This window comes from Bradyrhizobium sp. 137, from assembly GCF_023074095.1.
Lineage (GTDB): Bacteria > Pseudomonadota > Alphaproteobacteria > Rhizobiales > Xanthobacteraceae > Bradyrhizobium.
This window is the reverse complement of the sequence record NZ_JADPKU010000021.1, coordinates 41,353-62,586: the sequence shown is the minus strand read 5'-3', so window position 1 is coordinate 62,586 and position 21,234 is coordinate 41,353. Positions and strand designations below refer to the sequence as shown.

Sequence of the window (21,234 nt, the reverse complement as noted above, 5' to 3'; positions counted from 1 at the left end):
CCATGACGGAATTATTTGGCGGCAGATCGTCAGCCTTGAACCGACGGGCGGCCGATGCTCTCGTAGACGAAGCCGGCGGCTTCCATGTCCTCGGGGCGGTAGATGTTGCGGAGATCGACGACCACGGGCTTTGCCATGGTCGCCTTCAGCCGGTCGAGATCGAGCGCGCGGAACTGCACCCATTCGGTGACGATGACGAGCGCATCGGCGCCTTGCGCGCAGGAATAGGCATCCTCGCAATAGGTGATGTTGGGCAGCTCACTCTTGGCCTGCTCCATGCCGACGGGATCGAACGCCTTGACGCTCGCGCCCATGTCGATCAGGCCGGTGACCAGCGGGATCGAGGGCGCATCGCGCATGTCGTCGGTATCAGGCTTGAAGGTGAGGCCGAGCACCGCGATGGTCTTGCCGCGCAGCGAGCCGCCGAGCGCCTGGCTCACTTTGCGCGCCATCGCGCGCTTGCGGTTCTCGTTGACCGCGAGCACGGATTCGACGATGCGCAGGGACACGTCATAGTCCTGCGCGATCTTGATCAGCGCCTTGGTGTCCTTCGGAAAGCACGAGCCGCCGAAGCCGGGGCCGGCATGCAGGAATTTGGTGCCGATGCGGTTGTCCAGGCCAATGCCGCGCGCGACCTCCTGGACGTTGGCGCCGGCCCTTTCCGAGAGATCGGCGATCTCGTTGATGAACGTGATCTTAGTCGCCAGGAACGCGTTGGCGGCGTATTTGATCATCTCGGCGGTGCGGCGCGCCGTGAACATCAGCGGCGCCTGGTTCAGCGACAGCGGGCGGTAGATGTCGCCCATCAGCTTGCGGCCACGCTCGTCGGAGGTACCGACCACGACGCGGTCGGGGAATTTGAAGTCGCGGATCGCCGCGCCTTCGCGCAGGAATTCGGGGTTGGAGGCGACCACGACGTCGGCTGACGGATTGGCCTCGCGGATGATGCGCTCGACCTCATCGCCGGTGCCGACCGGAACGGTCGACTTCGTCACTACGACGGTGAAGCCCGTGAGCGACTGTGCGATCTCACGAGCGGCGGCGTAGACGTAGGAGAGGTCAGCGTGCCCATCACCACGACGCGAGGGCGTGCCGACCGCGATGAACACGGCATCGGCCTCCGCGACCGGTTTGGACAGATCGGTGGTGAAATCCAGCCGCTTGGCTTTCACATTGTTCGCCACCAGCTCGTCCAGCCCGGGCTCGTAAATCGGGATTTCGCCGCGATGAAGCGCCGCGATCTTCTTCTCGTCCTTGTCGACGCAGGTGACGTCGTGCCCGAAATCCGCAAAGCAGGCCCCGGACACCAATCCCACATAGCCCGTGCCGATCATCGCGATGCGCATGAAAATCCCTGTCTTAGATTGGTTAATGAAACCCCGACGCGGGGCGGTTTAGCATTTTCCCGAGGGGAGGGAAGAGTCCGCATGCAAAAAAGCGGCACGGGAATTGAACCGGTAAAGAAGTCTGAAACCGCAAGGCGCCACACTGCCCCGCCGACAGACGGAGAGCGGCGGAACACGCCTCAAAAAGGGACACCATGGCACGATCAGGCACAATCGCTGCAGGCGGCCGTTCCAAGCCCCCTTCTGCCGCGCGTGTCGACTGGGTCGACTACGCCAAGGGCATCTGCATCGTCATGGTGGTGATGATGCATTCGGTGCTCGGGGTTGAGCTCGCCGCTGGCCAGACAGGCTTCATGCATGTCGCCGTCGCCTTCGCAAAGCCGTTTCGGATGCCGGATTTCTTCCTGATTTCGGGCCTGTTCCTGGCCCTGGTGATCGATCGGGACTGGCGAACCTATCTCGACCGCAAGGTGGTGCATTTCGCCTATTTTTATGTCGTCTGGGTGACAATCCAGTTCGGCTTCAAGGCGCCGGTCTTCGCGGCGGAAACGAGCTGGCGCGAGGCTGGCCTCTTGTACCTCGAATCCTTCATCGAGCCGTTCGGCACGCTCTGGTTCATCTATCTGCTGCCGATCTTCTTCGTCGTCACGAAACTGACACGCAAGATCCCGCCGCTCGCGATCTGGCTCGCCGCCGCGGCGCTGGAGACGGCACGCATCACGACCGGCTGGACGGTCATCGACGAGTTCTGCGCGCGCTTTGTCTATTTCTATTCGGGCTATCTGTTCGCGCCTTACGTGTTCGCGCTGTCTGATCGCGCACGCAGCCGTCCTGCCCTTGCGCTTGCGGCGCTCGCGGGCTGGGCCTTGGTCAATGCCGGCCTCGTCGCGCATGGGGCCAGCGAATGGAAGGTCGTCTCGCTCGTGCTCGGCTTCGCCGGCGCTTGCGCCATCATCACGATCGGCACGCTGCTCGCGCGCGCGCAGTGGCTGAACTTTCTCCGCTTCTGCGGCGAGCATTCGATCGTGATCTATCTCGCCTTCTTCCTGCCGATGGCGGCGACGCGGACGCTGCTGCTGCGCACGGGCGTCATTGGCGACATCGGCACGGTGTCGCTGATCGTCACGGTTCTCGGCGTGCTCGGGGCACTCGCGATCTGGCAGTTTGCGCTGCGGCTTCATGCGCACTTCCTGTTCGAGCGGCCCGATGCGTTCTGGATCGCGCCGAAGAAAAAAGCCGGGGCGGTGTTGCAGGCGGCGGAATAGCGGTCATGCCACGCGGGGGCGGGCATCCAGTATTCCACAGGCATCAGTCGGATACGGAAAAGCCGCGGCGCACTGGATTGCATGATTGTGTCGCCATCCTCCTCAAGGATGGGGCGCCGGCGGCCTCCCGATTACTGGATGGGTCCTGTGAGACCGTGGGGATAGCGAGCCAAAAATCCGCCTCCCAAGGCTGTCAAAGCCCGCAAAAGCTCATACATTGCGGCCATGCCCAAGACATCCCCGAAGACCACCGCCATAGCTGACACCAAGGCCGCGCCAAAGGCGGCCGCCGAGAGCAAATCCGCTGCTGCCAAAGCTGCTGCCAAGCCGGTCGCGGCGAAGGCGGCCGGCAAGGGCGACCATGTCTTCCTGGTCGATGGTTCCTCCTACATCTTCCGCGCCTATCACGCGCTGCCGCCGCTGAACCGCAAGTCCGACGGCCTCCAGGTCAATGCCGTGCTCGGCTTCTGCAACATGCTGTGGAAGCTGTTGCGCGAGATGCCCGAGGACAACCGGCCGACGCATCTGGCGATCATCTTCGACAAGTCTGAAATCACTTTCCGCAACAAGATCTATCCCGACTACAAGGCGCACCGGCCGCCGGCACCTGATGATCTGATCCCGCAATTCTCACTGATCCGCGAGGCCGTGCGCGCCTTCGACCTGCCCTGCCTGGAACAGGTGGGGTTCGAAGCCGACGATCTGATCGCGACCTATGTGCGGCAGGCCTGCGAGCGCGGCGCGAGCGCGACCATCGTGTCCTCCGACAAGGACCTGATGCAGCTCGTCACCGATTGCGTCACGATGTACGACACCATGAAGGATCGCCGCATCGGCATACCAGAGGTGATCGAGAAGTTTGGTGTGCCGCCGAACAAGGTGGTCGAGGTGCAGGCGCTCGCGGGCGATTCGACCGACAACGTGCCCGGCGTGCCCGGCATCGGCATCAAGACCGCGGCGCAACTGATCACCGAATATGGCGACCTCGACCAATTGTTGTTCCGCGCCGGCGAGATCAAGCAGCCCAAACGGCGCGAGGCGCTGCTCGAGAATGCGGAGAAGGCGCGCATCTCGCGGCAGCTCGTGCTGCTCGACGACAAGGTGGACCTCGAGGTGCCACTCGACGACCTCGCCGTCCACGAGCCGGATGCACGCAAGCTGATCGCCTTCCTGAAGGCAATGGAATTCACGACGCTGACGCGGCGCGTCGCCGAATATTCCCAGATCGATCCCGCCAATGTCGATGCCGATCCCGGCTATACGAGCGGCGCCAGCGTGTTCTCGCCGTTGCCGCCCTCGGACGTCGTGCCCGCGCCGGGCACCGGCACGCCGGCACAAGCAGCCCCTGGTCCACGCAATAAATCGGCGAGCAAGGAGGACAAGGCCGCAAGCCGGAAGGGTGCGCCGATCTCGCTGGCCGCCGCGCGCGAAGAGGCGCTGCGCAAGCTTCCGGTCGACCGCAGCAAGTATCAGGCGATCAAGACGCTCCAGGAGCTCAACGCCTTTATCGCCCGCATCCATGACGCCGGCCACGTCGCGATCGAGACGAGAGCCAACTCCATCGATCCGATGCAGGCCGATCTCTGCGGCATCGCGCTGGCGGTGGCGCCGAACGAAGCCTGTTATGTGCCGCTGGCGCACAAGCAATCCGGCGGTGGTGCCGGCCTGTTCGACGCGGGTCTGGCACCCGACCAGATCAAGCACACTGATGCCATCGAAGCGCTGCGGCCAGTGCTGGAATCATCAGGCATCCTCAAGGTCGGCTTCGACGTCAAATTCACCGCCGTGATGCTGGCGCAGCACGGAATCACGCTGCGCAACATCGACGATGCGCAGCTCATCTCCTACGTGCTCGACGCCGGCCGTGGCTCGCATGCGATCGAGCAGCTCGCCGAGCGCTGGTTCGGCCATGCCATGCTGAAGGAGAGCGAGCTGCTCGGCAGCGGCAAGTGCAAGATCACTTTCGACCAGGTGACGATCGACAAAGCCGCGCCGCTCTCGGCGGAAGCCGCCGATATCGCCCTGCGAGTCTGGCGCGTGCTGAAGCCGCGTCTCGTCGCCGAGCACATGAGCACTGTCTATGAGACGCTGGAACGGCCGCTGGTGTCCGTGCTCGCGCGCATGGAGCGGCGCGGCATCTCGATCGACCGCCAGGTGCTGTCGCGGTTGTCGGGCGAATTCGCCCAGACCGCAGCGCGGGTCGAGGCCGAGATCCAGGAGATTGCGGGCGAGCCGGTCAATGTCGGCAGCCCCAAGCAGATCGGGGACATCCTGTTCGGCAAGATGGGACTGCCCGGGGGCTCCAAGACAAAGACCGGCGCGTGGTCGACAACCGCCCAGGTGCTCGACGAGCTCGCCGAGCAGGGCCACGACTTCCCGAAGAAGATCCTGGAGTGGCGCCAGGTCTCGAAACTGAAATCGACCTACACCGATGCGCTGCCGACCTACGTCAATCCGCAGACCCACCGCGTCCACACCACCTACGCGCTGGCCGCGACTACGACCGGCCGGTTGTCTTCGAACGAGCCGAACTTGCAGAACATCCCGGTGCGCACCGAGGACGGCCGCAAGATCCGCCGGGCCTTCGTCGCGACGCCCGGACACAAGCTGGTCTCCGCCGACTATTCGCAGATCGAGCTGCGGCTGCTGGCCGAGATCGCCGACATTCCCGTGCTGAAGCAGGCGTTCCGCGACGAGCTCGACATTCACGCCATGACGGCGTCGGAAATGTTCGGCGTGCCGATCAAGGGCATGCCAAGCGAAATCCGCCGCCGAGCCAAAGCGATCAATTTCGGCATCATCTACGGCATCTCCGCGTTCGGCCTCGCCAACCAGCTCGGCATCGCGCGCGAGGAAGCGGCCGCCTACATTAAGAAATACTTCGAGCGCTTCCCCGGCATCCGCGCCTATATGGACGAGACGCGCGACTTCTGCCGCAGCCACGGCTACGTCACCACGCTGTTCGGCCGCAAATGCCACTATCCGGATATCAAGGCCTCCAATGCCTCGGTGCGCGCCTTCAACGAGCGCGCCGCGATCAACGCGCGGCTCCAGGGCACCGCTGCTGACATCATTCGCCGCGCCATGACGCGGGTGGAGGACGCGTTGGCCGAGAAGAAGCTCTCGGCGCAGATGCTGCTCCAGGTGCACGACGAACTGATCTTCGAGGTGCCGGACGACGAGGTCGAGGCGACGCTGCCGGTGGTGCAGCACGTGATGCAGGATGCGCCCTTCCCGGCGGTGCTGCTATCAGTGCCGCTGCATGTCGATGCGCGGGCAGCGACGAACTGGGACGAGGCGCATTGAGCTCTTCCCAACCTCTCCCTGTTGGCGGCAGAGCGATCGCATATCACTTTGGAGGCGGCTGAGCGCACGCCTCGTCCTTCGAGACGACCGCCGCGCGGTCTCCTCAGGATGCGGCTAAGCAGCGTCGGTACGCGTTGAAACTGCTGCCGCACAGTTGCTCCTCATCCTGAGGGCCGCCAAAGGCGGGCGCCTCGAAGGATGGCGGCAAACGCAGAGTCTTCAAATGTGACAGTCCTGCCCCTTGCTGGAAGAGGGAGCAAAGAGAGCGCGCCCCGCCTCGATTGTCCTCCGAGCAATTGCGCGATGGCCTCGCGTCGGCGCGCATATTAGAACCGTGCCGTCCTTCGCACCGGTCGCCCCATGCCCCACACACCCGCCCTGCTCGGCTTTGCCCTCGTTTGCCTTGGTCTCGTGCTCACGCCCGGGCCGAACATGATCTACCTGATCTCGCGCTCGATCACGCAGGGGCCGACGGCGGGCATTATCTCACTCGGCGGCGTGGCGCTGGGTTTCGTGTTCTACATGCTGTGCGCGGCTTTCGGCATCACGGCGCTGCTGCTCGCGATTCCCTTCGCCTATGACGCGCTGCGCTTCGCCGGCGCCGGCTATCTGCTGTGGCTCGCCTGGCAGGCGGTGAAGCCGGGCGGACGCTCGCCTTTCCAGGTCAGGAAGCTCGCGATCGACAGCCCGGGCAAATTGTTCGCGATGGGCTTCGTCACCAACCTGCTCAACCCCAAGATCGCGATGCTGTATCTGGCGCTGCTGCCGCAGTTCATCGATCCCACTGCCGGCAGCGTGCTGGCGCAGTCGGTGGTGTTAGGGGCGATCCAGATCGCAATCAGCGTCAGCGTGAATGCGATGATCGCGCTCGCGGCCGGATCGATCGCGCTGTTCCTCGCAAGTCGGCCGAGCTGGATGCTGGTGCAGCGCTGGCTGATGGGCACGGTGCTGGCCGGGCTCGCTGTGCGGATGGCGGTCGAGGCGAAGAAGGTGTGAGCTTTCCGACCCTCGCCTGGAGGGGGAGGGTCGGCTCACATTGAGCGCAGCGAAATGTGAGACGGGGTGGGGTGATCTCTCCCCACGAGCACGGTTCGATGCGGAGGGACCTTCACCCCACCCCGCTCGCGCTACGCGCGATCGACCTCCCCTTCGAGGGGAGGGTAAGAGAGAAAGATCAATCCAGCTTCGCCTCCATCCCCCGCTTCACAGCGGGCCGTGCCATCAGCGCCTCGTACCAGCGCTTGACGTTGGGGAAGTCGGCGAGGTCCACCTTGTGGCGAGGATGGCGCCAGGCCCAGCCGAGGATGGCAAAATCGGCAACCGAGAGGTCGCCGGCGACGAAGTCGCGGCCCTCCAGCCGGCGGTCGAGCACGCCATAGAGCCGGCGCGTCTCCGCCATGAAGCGCTTGAGGCCATAGGCGCGGTCCTGCTCGTTTTCGAGCGCGATGAAATGGTGCACCTGTCCGGGCATCGGGCCGAAACCGCCCATCTGCCACATCAGCCATTCATAGACGGGGATGCGCCCGCCAAGCGATTTCGGCAGGAATTTGCCGGTCTTTTCGCCGAGATAGAGCAGGATGGCGCCGGATTCGAAGATGCTGACGGGCTTGCCGTCGGGACCCTCGGGGTCGACGATCGCGGGGATCTTGTTATTGGGGGAGAGCTTCAGGAACTCCGTGGCCATCTGCTCGCCCTTGGTGATGTTCACCGGGATCACCTTGTAAGGCAGCCCCATCTCCTCCAGCGCGACCGAGATCTTGCGGCCGTTCGGCGTGTTCCAGGTGTGCAGTTCGATGGTCATGCCTTGCTTCCTTGCCGCTGACAGGTTCGGCCCTCACCTACTCCAGAAGGTTGCACCCCCACAACCGGCGGACCGGGATAGCCGATCTCTGTTGACGGGGGACGCCCCCTCTGGAATGTGGCGGCGGTCGCGGATAAATTCCGCCTCCTCCAAAAATGCTTCCGAGGGACCGCCGTGTCGAAATCAGCCTCCCGCGCCCGCCTGTTCGAAATCATCCGCCGGCGTTCATTCGGGCGCGGCGAGGTGACGCTCGCGTCGGGCCGCAAGAGCGATTTCTACTTCAACTTGAAGCCGACCATGCTCGACCCCGAGGGCGCGACGCTGCTCGCCGAGCTCACCTACGAGGCGCTGAAGGACGACCAGCTCGATTTCATCGGCGGGCTCGAGATGGGCGCGGTGCCGCTCGCCGGGGCGCTGGCGCAGATCTCCTGGATCAAAGGCCATCCGATCGCGGCATTCTTCGTGCGCAAGAAACCGAAGGAGCACGGCGCCAAGCTCGCGATCGAGGGCCTGCCCAAGGGCGAGACCCTGGCCGGCAAGCGCGTCGTGATCGTCGAGGACGTCACCACCACCGGCGGCTCGGCGATGAAGGCGGTGGAATCCGTGCGCGAGACCGGCGCCAATGTGGTGCTGGTGCTGACCATGGTCGACCGCGAGGAAGGCGCCACCGACACGTTCGGTGCGGCCGGCCTGCCGTTCCGCTCGCTGTACAAGGCATCCGAGTTCTTGAAGGCTTGAGGCCGCGAAACAGCCCTGGCCGTCATGTCCGGGCGTGGCCCGGAAGCAACGATTTGTCGGAAGCTGTGCCCGGCCTCAAAGAGGTCACGGCCTCGACTTGAAACCGCCTCCGCTCAACTGCTCATTTACCATCCCGCTTTATGGTGAATCATGTGCCAAGACCTCGCTGGTCTCGGCTGATTCAGTAGCGTCGGGTGGAGCAGCGCGTTGCGTACAATCTCGTCCCATGCGCGCCGGCGGCGTCGCGCGATGCTTGTAGCCGCCAGCCTTGCCGCTCCGCTGCTCGCGGCGCCGTCCCCGGTTGCGGCCGAAGGGCTGTTCGATTTCTTCTTCGGCGGCATGCGGCAACAGCGCCCGCAGCGCGAGGTGCCGCAGCAGGCGGGCTCCTACGCCGATCCCTTCACCGGCCAGCAGAATGCCGCAACTCCGCAATACGTGCCGCCAACCCGTTCGGCGGCGGCCGGCGGCTCCGGCCCGGCCTTCTGCGTGCGCAGCTGCGATGGTAAATATTTCCCGCTGATGCGCGGGCTCGCCTCGCCTGCCCAGATGTGTCAGGCGTTCTGTCCTGCCAGTGCGACGAAGGTTTATTTCGGCTCCTCGATCGAGGGTGCCGCGTCGCAGACCGGCGAGCGCTACACCGACAGTGAGAACGCGTTCGCCTATCGCAAGGCGCTGCGCGCCGACTGCACCTGCAACGGCCGCGAGCCGGTCGGCCTCGCCCCGGTCGATCTCGCGCTGGATTCATCGCTGAAAGCCGGGGACGTGATTGCCACGGCCGACGGCCTCGTTGCCTATACCGGCATCCGTGTCGGCAACGATCAGGCTGCGGACTTCACCCCGGTTGCCTCCTATCCCGGCCTCACCGCACAGGTCCGCGCGCGGCTCGGCGAGATGAAGGTGGCGCCGGTGCGGGCGGAGACGGTCGCGGCGGATGCCCCGGCCGCAGAGATCGTGCGCGAGGCGCTGCCTGACGTCACGGTGCCGAAGACGCAAAAACCGGCGAAGCGGGCGGGGTTGGATTAGTGGAATGACGGCAACTGAGCCGTCACCTCCCGATGATCACCCCGATCACATTCGGCGCCGCGAGATATTTCTCCTCGATCGCGGTGCGCGCAGCGGCGCGGTTTTCCGGCGTGAGGAGGCCGCGCTTCTCGGCCAGGATCATCCAGCAAAAGCCCCACCAATCGGTCAGCATGCCTTGATCGTCGACGAGGTCATAACCCTGCTCGGCCGCGAAGATGCGCGCATGCGCTTCGTCCAGCGTGTCAAGGAACAGATGGTCGTCGGTCGAAAACAGCTCGTCGCTGATATCGTCGATGGTGTAGCCCCAGATCGACTGGCACACCGCATTGAACTCGCGGTCGAACTGGTCGTCATCGATCCTCTGGCGCCGCGCCGCCCGATGCAGAAGCGACAGCGACCGCGCGAAATCGGCAATCCGGGTGAGGGCAAATTGATCGAAGGCAATGGTGGACATGTGGTCCTCGCAAAGTCTGACGGACGCTAGATATTGTGTCGGCATGGCGCCGAATCACAATGATATATCAAAGACTTGCTAAAGTGTTCTTAATTTGTTCTGATGCTGCCGCAAAGTCGTCGCGACCTTCGCCGAGAAACAACCGCGTGAAAGCCTTCGCCCGAACGAACGCGGATTCCGCGGTACGATCCCTCGCCTCACCTCGCCGCCGACATCAACTTGTCCCCGCACGCGCTCGCATAAAACTTGCCGCCGCATTGGCGCTTGATGGCGGCGCAGCGTGCTGCAGGCGTTGCGTTTTGCGGGAGCGAGACAGCGCAACTGAGGCCGTCGGCGCTGCGGCCCGTCCTGCCGGCGGCGGAGGCGGCGGTGGAGACGGTGATGCAGACAGGGTCGCAGTGGCGATTTCGATCAGCAGTCTCATCAGAGGTCTCAACGGTCTCCTCCACAGTGATGGCTGAATTGGCCTGCATTCTAACAGCAAACTCGTGTTTCTCCGTGCTCGTCCGGGTTCCCAAGCCGGCCCGTTCCTTGCATAAATTTACGCCAGCGCAGTGCACGGCCGCACCAGTGACGGTTCCGGCGCGGAAGCAAGACGCGTAGGGTGAGTGTTCAGTCGACCAGGAAGTGAAGGCCTTGCAAGATCAATCGTTCCAGCCGAATTTTCCCGCTCCCGGCCAGCCCATCGACGAGCTCGCGCTGGCTGAGATCAAGGGCGCGATCCTGGCCAAGCTGCGCCTTGCCATCGGCAAGGACGCAGGCATGGCGACCCGGCACGATTGGTACCAGGCCGCAGCGCTCGCGCTGCGCGACCGCATCGTGCATCGCTGGCTGAGCGCGGAGAAGCTGAGCTACGACGCCGGGCGCAAGCGCGTTTATTATCTCTCGCTCGAATTCCTGATCGGCCGCCTGTTCACCGACGCGCTCAACAATATGGGGCTCCTGAAGATCTTCGAGGTCGCGCTCGGCGACCTCGGCGTTTCCTTGCCCGAGCTGCGCAAATGCGAACCGGATGCGGCGCTCGGCAATGGCGGCCTCGGCCGGCTCGCCGCTTGCTTCATGGAGAGCATGGCGACGCTGTCGATCCCTGCGATCGGCTACGGCATCCGCTACGATTACGGCCTGTTCCGCCAGATCATCAATCAAGGCTGGCAGCAGGAATATCCGGACGAATGGCTGAGCTTCGGCAATCCCTGGGAATTGCAGCGGCCGGAGGTGATCTACGACATCAATTTCGGCGGCGCCGTCGAGCATGTCGACGATAAGGGCCGCGACCGCGCCATCTGGCATCCGGGCGAGACCGTGCAGGCGATCGCCTACGATACGCCGATCGTCGGCTGGCGCGGCCAGCACGTCAACGCGCTCCGCCTGTGGTCGGCGCGCTCGCCCGATCCTCTCAGGCTCGACGCCTTCAACAAGGGCGACTATGTCAGCGCCAGCGCCGAGCAGGCGCGCGCGGAGGCGATCTGCAAATTCCTCTATCCGAACGACGAGAGCCCGGCGGGCCGCGAGCTGCGGCTGCGCCAGGAATATTTCTTCGTCTCCGCCTCGCTCCAGGATCTGGTGAAACGGCACCTCGCCTCCGACGGCCAGCTCCGCAGCCTCGCCAGCAAGGTCGCGGTGCAGCTCAACGACACTCATCCGAGCCTTGCGGTCACCGAGCTGATGCGGATCCTCGTCGACCTGCATAATTTCCGCTGGGACGAGGCCTGGAAGATCACCGTTGCCACGCTCTCCTACACCAATCATACACTGCTGCCCGAGGCGCTGGAGACCTGGCCGGTCGAGCTGTTCGAGCGACTCTTGCCGCGGCATCTGGAGATCATCTACCGCATCAACGTGCAGCATCTGGCGCTCGCGGAAGCACGCTGCCCCGGCGACATCGACTTCCGCGCTTCGGTCTCGCTGATCGACGAGAAGAGCGGCCGCCGCGTGCGCATGGGCCAGCTCGCCTTCGTCGGCTCGCACCGCATCAACGGCGTCTCGGCGATGCATTCCGACCTGATGCGCGAGACCGTGTTCCACGATCTCAACCATCTCTATCCCGGCCGCATCACCAACAAGACCAACGGCATCACTTTCCGCCGCTGGCTGATGCTGGCGAACCCGAAGCTGACCGATTTGTTGCGCGAGACCTGCGGCGAAGCAGTGCTCGACGATGCCACCCAGCTCAGCCTGATCGAAGCTCGCGCCAGCGACGTCGAATTCCAGAAGAAATTCCGCGCCGTCAAGCACGCCAATAAGGCGGCGCTGGCGCGGCTGATCGGCGAGCGGCTCGGTATTAAGGTCGATCCCGGCGCGCTGTTCGACGTGCAGATCAAGCGCATCCACGAATACAAGCGCCAGCTCCTCAACGTCATCGAGACGGTCGCGCTGTACCAGTCGATCAAGGACGATCCCAACGGCAATTGGGTGCCGCGGGTGAAGATCTTTGCCGGCAAGGCGGCGGCGAGTTACCGCTATGCCAAGCTGATCATCAAGCTGATCAACGACGTCGCAGAGGCCGTCAACAATGATCCCGCCATCAGCGGCAAGCTCAAGGTCGCCTTCCTGCCCGACTACAATGTCAGCCTCGCGGAAGTGATCATTCCCGCGGCCGATCTGTCCGAGCAGATCTCGACCGCCGGCATGGAGGCCTCCGGCACCGGCAACATGAAGCTGGCGCTGAACGGCGCTATCACCATCGGCACGCTCGACGGCGCCAATATCGAGATCCGCGACCATGTCGGAGCTGAGAACATCGCAATCTTCGGCTTGGAGGCCGGCGACGTGATGATCCGCCGCAAGCAGGGCCTGGATGCGTCCGACGTCATCCGCAACTCGCCGAAGCTCCAGCGCGCCATTAATGCGATCGCGACCGGCGAGTTCTCGCCCGGCGATCCCGGCCGTTTCGAATCTATCGCGCACGCGTTGCGCTATCTCGACCATTACATGGTCAGCGCCGATTTCGATTCCTATTATGAGGCGCAGCGCGCGGTCGATGCGCGCTGGCAGGTGGCACCGGCCTGGACGCGCGCCTCGATCCTCAACGTCGCCCGCATGGCGTGGTTCTCGTCGGACCGTACCATCCGCGAATATGCCGAGGAGATCTGGAACGTGCCGGTCAATCCGACCACGCCGCTGCTGCCAAATCTGCGCGACGTCGCAGGCTGATTTTCCGCGGCGTGAAATCGGCGTTACCTGCGAGGTTATTGCATCGGGCGCCGCGGATGATGATATGGTCGTCATCATCTCCAAGGCATCGATATCGAGGCCGCTACCTCAAGCGCCGTCATTGCGAGCGCAGCGAATCCAAAATCCCTCCGCAGAGATAGTCTGGATTGCTTCGCTGCGCTCGCAATGACGTTGGTGAGACACCGAGGACCAACAATGCACGCCAAGCTCCCGCACCCCTTCGATGACGCCACCCGCGTCAGCGCCGGCGATTCCAGTTGGCAGGGGCACACCAGCGACGATTATTGGGCCTTTGTCGGTCCGTTCGGCGGCGTCACTGCCGCGACGATTTTGCGCGCGCTGATCGACCATCCGGACCGCGCCGGCGATCCGCTCGCGCTCACCGTCAATTACTGCGCGCCGATCGCCAAGGGTCCGTTCGATCTCGACGTGCGGCTGGTGAAGGCCAATCGCTCCAGCCAGCATTGGAGCGTCGAGCTCAGCCAAGGCGGCGGCGGGGTGGCAACGCTCGCCACCGCCGTGTTCGCCGAGCGGCGACCGTCCTGGGAGCAGAGGGTGGCGACGTGCCCGGACGCCAAACCGTTCGAACAGACGCTGCCATTTCCGAAGATCTCGGCGTCCTGGGCCAACCAGTATGAATTCCGCTTTGTCGAGGGCGAGATGCGGATCGGCCCGCCGCAGACCGAGCCCGCCAGCACCTATTCGAAAATCTGGATCAGCGACCGCACGCCGCGCAAGCTCGACATGCTGTCGCTGATGTCGATGTCGGACGCCTTCTTCGGCCGCATCTTCCACGCACGGCGCGAGCTGGTGCCGTTCGGTACGGTATCGCTGACGACCTATTTCCACACCGATGCCGAAGAGCTAGCCGCCGAAGACATCACGCGTGTGCTTGCCACCGCTGACGCCAAGATTTTCCACAAGAGCTATGGCGACCAGAACGGCGAGCTGTGGTCGCCGAACGGACGGCTGCTCGCGACCACGACGCAGATCGCGTATTTCAAGGCGTAGCTGCTTCCGCAAAACTCGTCATTGCGAGCGCAGCGAAGCAATTCAGACTGTCTCCGCGGAGAGATTCCTGGATTGCTTTGCTGAGACAGCAATGACGTTGGATAGATATCGCGTAAACAAAATGGGCGGCCTCGCGGCCGCCCTTTGCATTACAAGGCGCGACCCCTACTCCGCCGCGAGCTTCAGGTCGGGCGCGGCTGCGCGCACTTCAGCGTCGACCTGAGCTTCGAACTTGGCGAAGTTCTTCTGGAACATGCCGACCAGCGCGCGAGCGGTCTTGTCGAACTCGTCCTTGTCCTTCCAGGTGTTGACCGGGTTGAGGATCTCGGCCGGCACGCCCGGCAGCGCGGTCGGGACCGCAAAGCCGAAATATTTATCGGTGCGGAATTCGACGTTGCGAAGCGATCCGTCGAGTGCGGCGGTCAGCAGCGCGCGCGTCACCTTGATCGGCATGCGCGAGCCGACGCCATATTTGCCGCCGGTCCAGCCGGTGTTGACCAGCCAGCAATCGACATTGTGCTGGGCAATCAGCTCGCGCAGCATGTTGCCGTAGACGGATGGATCGAGCGGCAGGAAGGGCGAGCCGAAGCAGGTCGAGAATTCCGGCTGCGGCTCGTTGCCGAGACCGCGCTCGGTGCCGGCGACCTTGGCAGTGTAGCCGGACAGGAAGTGGTACATCGCCTGCGCCGGCGAAAGCTTGGCGATCGGCGGCAGCACGCCGAACGCGTCGGCGGCGAGCATCACCACATTCTTCGGCTGCGGCGCGCGGCCGGTGTGCGAGGCGTTCGGGATGAAGTCGAGCGGGTATGCAGAACGCGTGTTCTCGGTCTTGGAGCCGTCGTCGAAATCGACGATGCGGGTGTCCTCGTCGAGCACGCAGTTCTCGAGCACTGCGCCGAAGCGCGTCGACGCTGCGTAGATCTCGGGCTCGGCTTCCTTCGACAGCTTGATGCACTTGGCGTAGCAGCCGCCTTCGAAATTGAACACCCCGTTCGGGCCCCAGCCGTGCTCGTCGTCGCCGATCAGGGTGCGGTTGGGATCGGCCGACAGCGTCGTCTTGCCGGTACCGGACAGGCCGAAGAAGATCGCGGTATCGCCCTTGGCGCCGACATTGGCCGAGCAGTGCATCGGCATCACGCCGCGCTCGGGCAGATAGTAGTTCAGCGTGGTGAAGACCGACTTCTTCATCTCGCCGGCATAATAAGACCCGCCGATCAGGACAATCTTGCGGGCGAAATCGATTGCGACGACGTTCTCCGAGCGGCAGCCGTGACGTTTAGGATCGGCGCGGAAGCTCGGCATGTCGATGATGGTGAGCTCAGGCACGAAGGTCGACAGCTCGATCGCCTCGGGGCGGATCAGAAGTGTGCGGATGAACAGCGAGTGCCAGGCGAGCTCAGTGAAGACGCGCGTCTTGATCCGGTAGGCCGGATCGGCGCCGCCATAGAGATCCTGCGCGAACAGCCTCTTGCCTTCGGCGTGCTTGAGGAAATCCTGGTAGAGCGTCTCGAACTGCTCTGCGGTGATCGACTGGTTGCCGGCCCACCACATCTTCTTGTCGGTAGTGGCGTCACGCACCGTGAACTTGTCCTTCGGGCTGCGGCCGGTGAACTCGCCAGTATCGGCGCAGAGTGCACCGTCCGCTGACAGCACCGCCTCGCCCGCGGAGAGCGAGTACTGATAGAGTTGCGGCGCACCGAGGTTCCAGTGAACCTGCTTGAGATTCTTTAAACCGAATTTGTCGGCGCCGAAGGCACCGTTGCGCACGCCCGTCTCTTGCACGAAAAAGTCCTCCTAGAACCCGCGACACTCAGCGCGACCAAGCTTTGGCACCATCGCGGTCACCGTGAATAATAGGCCCGTTTGGCCTCGGCTGGAACGACCTAATACTGATGAACGCTGGCGTTGCCAAGCTGATCCCGTAGGATTTGGTTTATTCAAAGACCGCGCCAAACGTCGCGCATGTCAGCTCTGAGCAAGCGCATCAAAAAGTCAGAATGATCGCGCAACCAAAGGCGCGTTTGCACGTTGCTTCCAGTTATTGCGACGCACAATGATCGAGTTGCCTTCCCATCGTACCTCGACTTTGCCGATGCGTGCGAACCGCTCCCACATCGCGGGATAGGCATTGCGGTGACGAGGCGGCGTCGAGATAAGTCAGCATCGCACGCGCAAGGCTTTGCCGCGACCGATTTTCGGTTCGTCTTGGGCAGCTCGAACGTCGACGTGGTCAAACGCGTGGCAGCTTCCGAATCTACCGCTCAATGCGACACAAGAAGCGCGCAGGCACCGGCATAGAAGAACGAGCGCGCCAATCCCGACCGGGCCACGGCCCCGCCTTGTCGCCCGCGATGTGTTGCAGGTCGACAGCAGCACAATCCGGTCCGCATTCAGCTTGAGCTGGGTGACTTCGCTCGCAGTGAGAAGGCCGTCGTCGAGCTCCGATGGCTGATCGGGATCGAGAGTGCAAGCGAGGGCTCACCGAGTCCTTTGATGTCGCCGCGAAGAGGCCGTGGGTGGCAAAGTTGATGATGCCATATTGAGCAAGCGCTGCACGCTTGAGCGTCGTTTCGCTGGCGTCGCAGCCGAGATGGATGTCGGCATCCGTCGCGTCGACATCCTTCGCCACCGCGTTCAACTCGGCGGTATTCGGCAATTGCGGGCAGCGCCTTTGCCAGCCGCGTGACCGCGGAAAACAGGATCTTGAGCGCCGCGGCGAGTTCGCGGCCGATATCGCTTTTCTCCAGGGTCGCAACCATCGCCTGCGCGAGCGGAAGCGCGCTTCCGAATACTTGCAGGCCCCCATGAGCGGGTTGATCACGCGCCCGCCGCGGCAAGACTTCCTTTCTGGCGTGGCGAGCAATGCGCTCGCCGCGAGCGCGAGCCCTGCGATCAGCGCCGGCCGATTCATCTTGCCATCACCACTCTCGCTGCACCGTCGGACCGATTACGGTCTTGGATTGCAGCGATGAGCCGCGACGATCAACGTGTTGCGCCTTGGTCCAGCTTCTTGCGCGCGTCACCGGCGAGGCGGACCAGCATCTTGCGCAGTGCCGTGCCATCCGTCACCCGCTCCGGGAACTCCAGCCGCAGCGCGGTCTGATCCATTTGCATGTCGAGGCCCTCCGGATCGCAGCCGGTGCAGCGCCAGCCGCCCTCGGCCGCGCCGAGCAGCCTCGTGGCATAGAGGTTCATGGCGTCGCGATGGTCGGCATTCATGTGCTCGACGGCGCCCTGTTCCGCCGCCAGCAGATCCTCGGCGCCGGTGAGGTCCGTGAGGAACTGCTCCGGCTTGAGGTCGACGATCCGGCCGAAGCCGGCGACCAAATGGGCTCCTGTGGGCGGGATCCGAAAGAAGGAGAAATCCTTAAACGAAACAAAGCCTTCCGCCGACGGATGGGCATTGAGATACCGCCGCCGAAGCAAGTCCTTGTCGGCGTCGGCCTGCTCGGCCCGGCCGGACAGCATGATCCGGGCCCCTTCCAGGGGATCGCCGGCCGCGCGCTCGTCCAGCATCAGCGAGACCCTGCTGTCCGCCAGGATGTTCCTGGTGTGCACGGCGAGGCGCGAGATCAGCAGGATCGGTGAGCCATCCGGGTGGCTCGCCAGATTGACCAGGGAACAATAGGGATCGCCGCTGCCGGCCATCAGGGTCGCCAGCGCCCCCTGCCGCGACCGTCGCAGCAGCGATTTGGCGAGTTTTGCGGGGTCGAAATCCGGGGTCGGTTGCATCGGCTTTCTCGGGTCGGGTGGTTGCAATAGAGGCCTTTTCTCGGGTAAACGGGGGCCAGGTTATGGGTCGAGATGCGGCGAATCTGCCGTGTTTCGTGGAACTTGGTCACACTTCAGCCCAGCTTGCATTGCTCGGTGACAAGGTTCGAATGCCGACTTCGGCACCCATGTATGCGGCGCATCACTGATTGCTCGCCGTTTCAAGCCACGACCCAAAACGGAAGCAGAAAGCAGAGGCTCATGCCCACAATCGCTTTGGTCGACGACGACCGCAACATTCTCACATCCGTCTCGATCGCGCTGGAAGCCGAAGGCTACCGCATCATGACCTACACCGACGGCGCTTCCGCACTTGACGGTTTCCGCACCACCCAGCCCGATCTCGCCATCCTCGATATCAAGATGCCGCGCATGGACGGCATGGAGACGTTGCGCCGTCTCAGGCAGAAGTCCGACCTGCCGGTGATCTTCCTGACGTCCAAGGACGAGGAGATCGACGAGCTGTTCGGCCTCAAGATGGGCGCCGACGACTTCATCCGCAAACCGTTCTCGCAGCGCCTTTTGGTCGAGCGCGTCAAGGCGGTCCTGCGCCGCTCGGCGCCGAAGGACCCGACCGTCGCGCCGAAGGAGAACGACGCCAAGGCGCTCGATCGCGGCCTTTTGCGCATGGATCCGGAACGGCATACCTGCACCTGGAAAAACGAGCCGGTGACGCTGACCGTCACCGAATTCCTGATCCTCCAGGCATTGGCGACCCGGCCCGGCGTGGTGAAGAGCCGCAACGCGCTGATGGACGCCGCCTATGACGACCAGGTCTATGTCGACGACCGCACCATCGACAGCCACATCAAGCGGCTGCGCAAGAAATTCAAGGTGGTCGACAACGAGTTCGAGATGATCGAAACGCTCTACGGCGTCGGCTACCGCTTCAAGGAAGCCTGAGACTCGCGCAGTTTCACGAAAGACGAGAGCATCGCTGGTTCTGATTCCATCGGAACCGGGATGGCTCTAGGATGCGGGGACCTTCTCAACGAGCTGTCCTAACGCGGGCGTAAGCATTGCTTGACCGAACGCAGCCTGACCCAAACCAGAGCGCCGAGGATATCGCATCCGACGGCGTTCCGGAGCACGTTGGCGAAGACGAGCCGCAGGGCTGGCGGCCGCTGAACTGGCTGAAGCGCGCCGGTCAGTTCTTCTTCGCGCTGTCCTTCTCGAGCCTGACGCGCCGCATCGTCTCGCTCAACCTCGCCGGCCTCGTCGCGCTGGTCGCCAGCATCCTGTATCTGTCGCAATTCCGGGCCGGCCTGATCGACGCGCGGGCGCAGAGCCTGCTGGTCCAGGCCGAGATCATCGCCGGCGCGATCGCGGCCTCTGCGACCGTGCAGACCAACGCCATCACCATCGACCCCGACCGGTTGCTCGATCTCAAGCCGGGCGAGACCTATGGCGGCTCGGACGAATATTCGCCACTGGATTTCCCGATCAATCCGGAGCGCGTGGCACCGGTGCTGCGCACGCTGATCTCGCCGACCAAGACGCGCGCGCGCATCTACGATCCGAACGGCAGCCTGCTGGTCGACAGCCGCAACCTCGAAAACGTGCTGCGCTACAACCTGCCGCCCCCCGCCGAGAAGCCCGGCATCGTCGAGCGCGGCATGGTCGCGGTGCGAACCTGGCTGAACCGCGGCGACCTGCCGCTCTACCGTGAGCTCGGGCCCGAGAATGGCAATGGCTACGCGGAGGTGGGCGATGCGCTCCAAGGCCAGAAGCGCTCGATGGTGCGGGTCAACGCCCGCGGCGAGGTGATCGTCTCGGTCGCGGTCCCCGTGCTGCGCTCGCGCGCAATCCACGGCGCTTTGATGCTGTCGACCCAGGGCGACGACATCGACCAGATGGTCACTGCCGAGCGCCTCGCCATCCTGAAGGTCGGCGGCGTTGCCGCAGCGGTCATGATCATGCTGTCGCTGCTGCTTGCCAGCACGATCGCAGGTCCGGTGCGCCGGCTCGCCGACAGCGCCGAGCGCGTCCGCCGCCGTATCAAGGCCCGCATCGAGATTCCCGATTTCACCCGCCGCCGCGACGAGATCGGCCACCTCTCGGGCGCGCTGCGGGACATGACCAGCGCGCTCTACAGCCGTATCGAGGCGATCGAGATGTTCGCCGCCGATGTCGCGCATGAACTGAAGAACCCGCTGACCTCGCTGCGCTCGGCGGTCGAGACGCTGCCGCTGGCGCGCAACGAGACCAGCCGCGCACGCCTGCTCGAGGTGATCGAGCACGACGTCAAGCGGCTCGACCGTCTGATCTCGGATATCTCCGACGCCAGCCGCCTCGATGCCGAATTGCAGCGTCAGGATGCGATCCCGGTTGACGTGCGCCGCCTGCTGACGACACTGGTGTCGGTCGCCAACGAAACCAAGCTCGGCCACGACGTCGCGGTCGAGACCCGCTTCGAGGGCCGCGGCCCGACCGACACGTTCTCCGTGACCGGCCACGATTCGCGGCTCGGACAAGTGGTCTCCAACCTGTTGTCCAACGCGCAATCCTTCTCGGAAGCCGGCAGCAAGGTGCGCCTCACCTGCCGCCGCGTGCGCGGAGAGATCGAGATCGTGATCGACGACGACGGGCCCGGCATCCGCGACGACGCGCTGGAGCGCATCTTCGAGCGCTTCTACACCGATCGTCCGCACCAGGGCTTTGGCCAGAACTCCGGCCTCGGATTGTCGATTTCCAAGCAGATCGTCGATGCCCATGGCGGGCGGATCTGGGCCGAGAACCGCGCCGGCCCGCTGGATGCCGAAGGCGCGCCGACCGTCGCCGGCGCGCGCTTCGTGGTGAGGCTGCCGGCGCTATGAGCGACGGCGGCCCCAGCGTGCACGCCTCCGCCGTCAAGGTCGGGACTTTTGCCGTGCTGATCCGCGGTCCCTCCGGCTCCGGCAAGTCGCGCCTTGCCTTCGATTTGATCATGGCGGGCCGGTCAGGCCTGATCGAAAGGGCCGTTCTGGTCGGAGACGACCGTGTCCATCTGGCGACAGTCGGCCATGAAATTGAAGTCCGCCCCGCTCCGGTCTTGGCTGGCCTGATCGAGATCCGGGGCTTGGGAATTCGCCGCTGCGACTTCGTGGAGCATGCGATCGTCGGCCTCGTGGTCGATCTGGACGCAGCCGATGCCGAGCGTCTGCCTGCGACAGAATCGCTGAAGGCCAGCATTTCTGGTGTCGAAATACCGCGCATCCCGGTCGAGCGCGGCTATTCGCCCCTCCCGCTGGTTGTCGCGGCCTTGACCACTACCAAGAGTTCATCTTCCGTTAACCTCTCAGGCGATTGTTTGAAGGGAAATGGTAACCATATGAACCCCACTATCGCGACCGAGTAGACCGGCGC

Annotated in this window: 16 protein-coding genes; 10 read left to right on the top strand and 6 right to left on the bottom strand. The window is 64.0% G+C overall.

Features of this window, described 5'->3' with window-relative positions:
• Positions 1–29 precede the first annotated feature (29 nt).
• Complete coding sequence (locus tag IVA78_RS04090; protein ID WP_247276410.1) at positions 30–1,346, bottom strand: UDP-glucose/GDP-mannose dehydrogenase family protein; 1,317 nt, start codon at positions 1,344–1,346, stop codon at positions 30–32.
• Between the two features lie 194 nt (positions 1,347–1,540).
• On the opposite strand from IVA78_RS04090, the gene IVA78_RS04085 reads away from it, so the two are divergent.
• The 3 genes from IVA78_RS04085 to IVA78_RS04075 all read left to right on the top strand — a co-directional run bounded on the left by IVA78_RS04085 (position 1,541) and on the right by IVA78_RS04075 (position 6,913).
• On the top strand, positions 1,541–2,611 hold the full coding sequence (locus tag IVA78_RS04085; RefSeq protein WP_247464444.1) for an acyltransferase family protein: 1,071 nt from the start codon (positions 1,541–1,543) through the stop codon (positions 2,609–2,611).
• 225 nt (positions 2,612–2,836) lie between these two features.
• Complete coding sequence (gene polA, locus IVA78_RS04080) at positions 2,837–5,917, top strand: DNA polymerase I (protein WP_247464441.1); 3,081 nt, start codon at positions 2,837–2,839, stop codon at positions 5,915–5,917.
• Between the two features lie 360 nt (positions 5,918–6,277).
• Positions 6,278–6,913 (top strand): LysE family translocator, encoded by a 636-nt coding sequence (locus tag IVA78_RS04075; RefSeq protein WP_247464438.1) that lies wholly within the window; start codon positions 6,278–6,280, stop codon positions 6,911–6,913.
• A gap of 178 nt (positions 6,914–7,091) precedes the next feature.
• On the opposite strand, the gene IVA78_RS04070 is transcribed toward IVA78_RS04075, so the two are convergent.
• Positions 7,092–7,718: a glutathione S-transferase family protein gene (locus IVA78_RS04070; protein WP_247464436.1), complete on the bottom strand. Its 627-nt coding sequence runs from the start codon at positions 7,716–7,718 to the stop codon at positions 7,092–7,094.
• Between the two features lie 174 nt (positions 7,719–7,892).
• On the opposite strand from IVA78_RS04070, the gene pyrE reads away from it, so the two are divergent.
• Together pyrE and IVA78_RS04060 are read left to right on the top strand one after the other, a co-directional pair.
• Positions 7,893–8,456, top strand: coding sequence for an orotate phosphoribosyltransferase (gene pyrE / locus IVA78_RS04065; protein ID WP_027575142.1), 564 nt, complete (start codon positions 7,893–7,895; stop codon positions 8,454–8,456).
• Positions 8,457–8,705: 249 nt separating this feature from the next.
• Positions 8,706–9,479, top strand: a complete 774-nt coding sequence (locus IVA78_RS04060) for a DUF2865 domain-containing protein (RefSeq protein ID WP_247464433.1) — start codon at positions 8,706–8,708, stop codon at positions 9,477–9,479.
• A 22-nt stretch (positions 9,480–9,501) separates the two neighbouring features.
• Here the strand turns inward: IVA78_RS04060 and IVA78_RS04055 are convergent, their stop codons facing one another.
• Complete coding sequence (locus IVA78_RS04055; RefSeq protein ID WP_247276404.1) at positions 9,502–9,933, bottom strand: hypothetical protein; 432 nt, start codon at positions 9,931–9,933, stop codon at positions 9,502–9,504.
• A gap of 636 nt (positions 9,934–10,569) precedes the next feature.
• Here IVA78_RS04055 and IVA78_RS04050 point away from each other — a divergent pair.
• Complete coding sequence (locus IVA78_RS04050) at positions 10,570–13,086, top strand: glycogen/starch/alpha-glucan phosphorylase (protein ID WP_247464431.1); 2,517 nt, start codon at positions 10,570–10,572, stop codon at positions 13,084–13,086.
• 216 nt (positions 13,087–13,302) lie between these two features.
• On the top strand, positions 13,303–14,118 hold the full coding sequence (locus IVA78_RS04045) for a thioesterase family protein (protein ID WP_247464429.1): 816 nt from the start codon (positions 13,303–13,305) through the stop codon (positions 14,116–14,118).
• Between the two features lie 165 nt (positions 14,119–14,283).
• On the opposite strand, the gene IVA78_RS04040 is transcribed toward IVA78_RS04045, so the two are convergent.
• The 3 genes from IVA78_RS04040 to IVA78_RS04025 form a co-directional block, all read right to left on the bottom strand.
• A complete protein-coding gene (locus IVA78_RS04040) occupies positions 14,284–15,900 on the bottom strand; it encodes a phosphoenolpyruvate carboxykinase (protein WP_247276400.1) in 1,617 nt (538 codons plus the stop codon).
• Between the two features lie 472 nt (positions 15,901–16,372).
• Positions 16,373–16,924, bottom strand: a complete 552-nt coding sequence (locus IVA78_RS04035) for a CHAT domain-containing protein (RefSeq protein WP_346275285.1) — start codon at positions 16,922–16,924, stop codon at positions 16,373–16,375.
• A gap of 176 nt (positions 16,925–17,100) precedes the next feature.
• Positions 17,101–17,850, bottom strand: a complete 750-nt coding sequence (locus IVA78_RS04025; protein ID WP_247464425.1) for a DUF2470 domain-containing protein — start codon at positions 17,848–17,850, stop codon at positions 17,101–17,103.
• A 240-nt stretch (positions 17,851–18,090) separates the two neighbouring features.
• Between IVA78_RS04025 and IVA78_RS04020 the strand changes: the two genes are divergently transcribed.
• From IVA78_RS04020 to IVA78_RS04010, 3 genes are all read left to right on the top strand, one after another.
• Positions 18,091–18,792 carry a response regulator transcription factor gene (locus IVA78_RS04020; RefSeq protein ID WP_008542552.1) on the top strand — a complete coding sequence of 234 codons (702 nt, stop codon included), beginning with the start codon at positions 18,091–18,093 and terminating at the stop codon, positions 18,790–18,792.
• Between the two features lie 116 nt (positions 18,793–18,908).
• On the top strand, positions 18,909–20,705 hold the full coding sequence (locus IVA78_RS04015; protein WP_247464422.1) for a sensor histidine kinase: 1,797 nt from the start codon (positions 18,909–18,911) through the stop codon (positions 20,703–20,705).
• Entirely contained in the window at positions 20,702–21,226 is a 525-nt protein-coding gene (locus tag IVA78_RS04010; RefSeq protein ID WP_247464420.1) for an HPr kinase/phosphatase C-terminal domain-containing protein, read from the top strand. Before IVA78_RS04015 ends, IVA78_RS04010 begins: the two co-directional genes overlap by 4 nt.
• Positions 21,227–21,234: the final 8 nt, after the last annotated feature.

What these genes read in the sequence shown, in the direction of transcription:
- IVA78_RS04090 (WP_247276410.1), bottom strand. Translation starts at nt 1,346, where the DNA reads ATGCGCATCGCGATGATCGGCACGGGCTATGTGGGATTGGTGTCCGGG.
- IVA78_RS04085 (WP_247464444.1), top strand. Translation starts at nt 1,541, where the DNA reads ATGGCACGATCAGGCACAATCGCTGCAGGCGGCCGTTCCAAGCCCCCT.
- polA (WP_247464441.1), top strand. Translation starts at nt 2,837, where the DNA reads ATGCCCAAGACATCCCCGAAGACCACCGCCATAGCTGACACCAAGGCC.
- IVA78_RS04075 (WP_247464438.1), top strand. Translation starts at nt 6,278, where the DNA reads ATGCCCCACACACCCGCCCTGCTCGGCTTTGCCCTCGTTTGCCTTGGT.
- IVA78_RS04070 (WP_247464436.1), bottom strand. Translation starts at nt 7,718, where the DNA reads ATGACCATCGAACTGCACACCTGGAACACGCCGAACGGCCGCAAGATC.
- IVA78_RS04060 (WP_247464433.1), top strand. Translation starts at nt 8,706, where the DNA reads ATGCTTGTAGCCGCCAGCCTTGCCGCTCCGCTGCTCGCGGCGCCGTCC.
- IVA78_RS04055 (WP_247276404.1), bottom strand. Translation starts at nt 9,933, where the DNA reads ATGTCCACCATTGCCTTCGATCAATTTGCCCTCACCCGGATTGCCGAT.
- IVA78_RS04045 (WP_247464429.1), top strand. Translation starts at nt 13,303, where the DNA reads ATGCACGCCAAGCTCCCGCACCCCTTCGATGACGCCACCCGCGTCAGC.
- IVA78_RS04035 (WP_346275285.1), bottom strand. Translation starts at nt 16,924, where the DNA reads ATGGGGGCCTGCAAGTATTCGGAAGCGCGCTTCCGCTCGCGCAGGCGA.
- IVA78_RS04025 (WP_247464425.1), bottom strand. Translation starts at nt 17,850, where the DNA reads ATGCAACCGACCCCGGATTTCGACCCCGCAAAACTCGCCAAATCGCTG.
- IVA78_RS04020 (WP_008542552.1), top strand. Translation starts at nt 18,091, where the DNA reads ATGCCCACAATCGCTTTGGTCGACGACGACCGCAACATTCTCACATCC.
- IVA78_RS04010 (WP_247464420.1), top strand. Translation starts at nt 20,702, where the DNA reads ATGAGCGACGGCGGCCCCAGCGTGCACGCCTCCGCCGTCAAGGTCGGG.